Raw genomic sequence first — 1,905 nt, 5'->3', positions numbered from 1 at the left:
TCGAAGCCTTCCGGCCGGGCCAGCAGCTCGGCCTCGCTGACGCTCTCGGTGAACTCGTCCCAGGGAATCACCGCCTCGATGGCGGCATAGGGGTCGCTGCCGCTTTCCTTCGCTTCCAGCAGCGCCTGGCCGATCCTGGAGTACAGGCGCACCTTGTCGTTGATCGCCTTGCCCTGCTTCTGGAACTGCTGCTGATGCTTGTGCTTCGCGCCGCTGAACAGCTTGACCAGGATGCGGTCATGCAGATCGACCAGCTCATCGATCACGGTCGCGGTGCTCTCCAGCACCACGGCGGCCAGGGTCGCGTAGCGGCGCTGCGGCTCGAACTTACCGAGGTCTTTGGGCGTCATCTGCCCACCCTCGCGGGCCAGCTTGAGCAGGCGGTTCTGGTGGATGTGCCGGCCCAGGCCTTCGGGCAAGTCCACCAACTGAAATGTCTTCAGCCGCTCGATGTGTTCCAGCATGTGCCGAGAGTTGGGTTTCAGCGGTGCCTGGCGCAGCCAGGTCAACCAGGTGATGCTGCTGCCGGCCTTGAGCTTCAACAGCTCGTCCAGCTTGGCCCGATGCGAGTCCGTGAGTGGTTCGACCAGGGCGCGGTAGACCCGCCGATTGGCTCGCGCAATGGCTTCCGAGCAGGCCCGGTCAATCACGCTCAGCGCCGGCAGGATGCGTCGTTTCTGCCGTAGGCTCTCCAGGGCCTGACCGGCCAGCAGCAAGCCTTTGTCGGTCTGCTGGGCCAGCTCGGTTAGCTCGCGCACCAGGGCGCGGAAGTCGGACAGGCCGAACGGGGCCAGTTGCAGGTAGGTGCGCAGTTCCTGGGCATGCTCGCGACGGGTCACGTCGCGCTCGCCGTACTTTGCCCAGCTCGCCGGCTCGGCCTGGACTTGCTTCGCCACCCACAGGATGACCGGCTCGGGCAGCTCGCTGTCGGTTCCCAGCGCGTAACCGGGGTAGCGCAGCAGGCAGAGCTGCACGGCGAAGCCGAGGCGGTTGGCGTCGCCGCGTCGCTGGCGGATCAGCGACAGGTCGGAGTCGTTGAAGGTGTAGTAGCGGATCAGGTCATCCTGGCTTTCCGGCAGCGCAAGCAGGGTGTCCCGCTCCGTGGCCGAGAGGATCAAGCGACGCGGCATGTGTCAGTCGTCCGTGCGGAGGTACTGGTAGAGGGTTTCCCGGCTGATGTTGAACTCGCGGGCAAGCTGCGCCTTGGGCTCGCCGGCCGTCGCTCGCTGCCGCAGGGTAGCAGCCTGCTCATCGGACAGGGCTTTCTTGCGGCCCCGGTACGCGCCACGCTGCTTGGCCAAGGCGATGCCCTCACGCTGCCGCTCGCGGATCAGGGCGCGCTCGAACTCAGCGAAGGCCCCCATCACCGACAGCATCAGGTTGGCCATCGGCGAGTCCTCGCCAGTGAACACCAGGCCCTCCTTCAGGAACTCGATGCGCACGCCGCGCTGAGTCAGCTTCTGTACCAAGCGACGCAGGTCATCGAGGTTGCGGGCCAGCCGATCCATGCTGTGCACCACCACTGTATCGCCTTCGCGGACGAAGCTCAGCAGCGCTTCGAGCTGGGGGCGCTGGGTGTCCTTGCCCGATGCCTTGTCGGTGAACACCTTGCTCACCTGGGTTTGTTCCAGCTGGCGTTCCGGGTTCTGGTCAAAGCTGCTGACCCGGACGTAGCCGATGCGGTGCCCCTGCACGATGTCTCCTTGGTTGAAGGCGGCTTAAGTGCACTTTCTGTTCCGTTGTGCCTCAAAGCCCATTTCTGTCAGGCTGAAATCTATAACCTTCGCGGGCATGTGTCAAAAAATGGGAAAGCAGACTCTATTCTGACTGTCGTTTTCAGAAGACGGCTGCACTGAACGTCAGAAGCCGACTGCACTATAGCAGCGGAGGGGTTGGATCCATCAG

General features: G+C 64.1%; 2 protein-coding genes. Both read right to left on the bottom strand.

The genetic code is table 11. From position 1 onward, the window contains the following. Window positions 1-1,130: DUF4158 domain-containing protein (locus OKC31_RS21505; RefSeq protein WP_270657739.1), on the bottom strand; the 1,130-nt coding region annotated here is incomplete at its 3' end. A 3-nt stretch (window positions 1,131-1,133) separates the two neighbouring features. Then, a complete protein-coding gene (locus OKC31_RS21500; protein WP_001161490.1) occupies window positions 1,134-1,694 on the bottom strand; it encodes a recombinase family protein in 561 nt (186 codons plus the stop codon). Window positions 1,695-1,905: the final 211 nt, after the last annotated feature.

Origin of the sequence: Aeromonas sp. Y293-4, from assembly GCF_027705905.1 — a bacterium.
GTDB lineage: Bacteria > Pseudomonadota > Gammaproteobacteria > Enterobacterales > Aeromonadaceae > Aeromonas > Aeromonas veronii.
The sequence above is the reverse complement of the archived record's forward strand: the minus strand, read 5'-3'. Positions and strand labels throughout refer to the sequence as shown.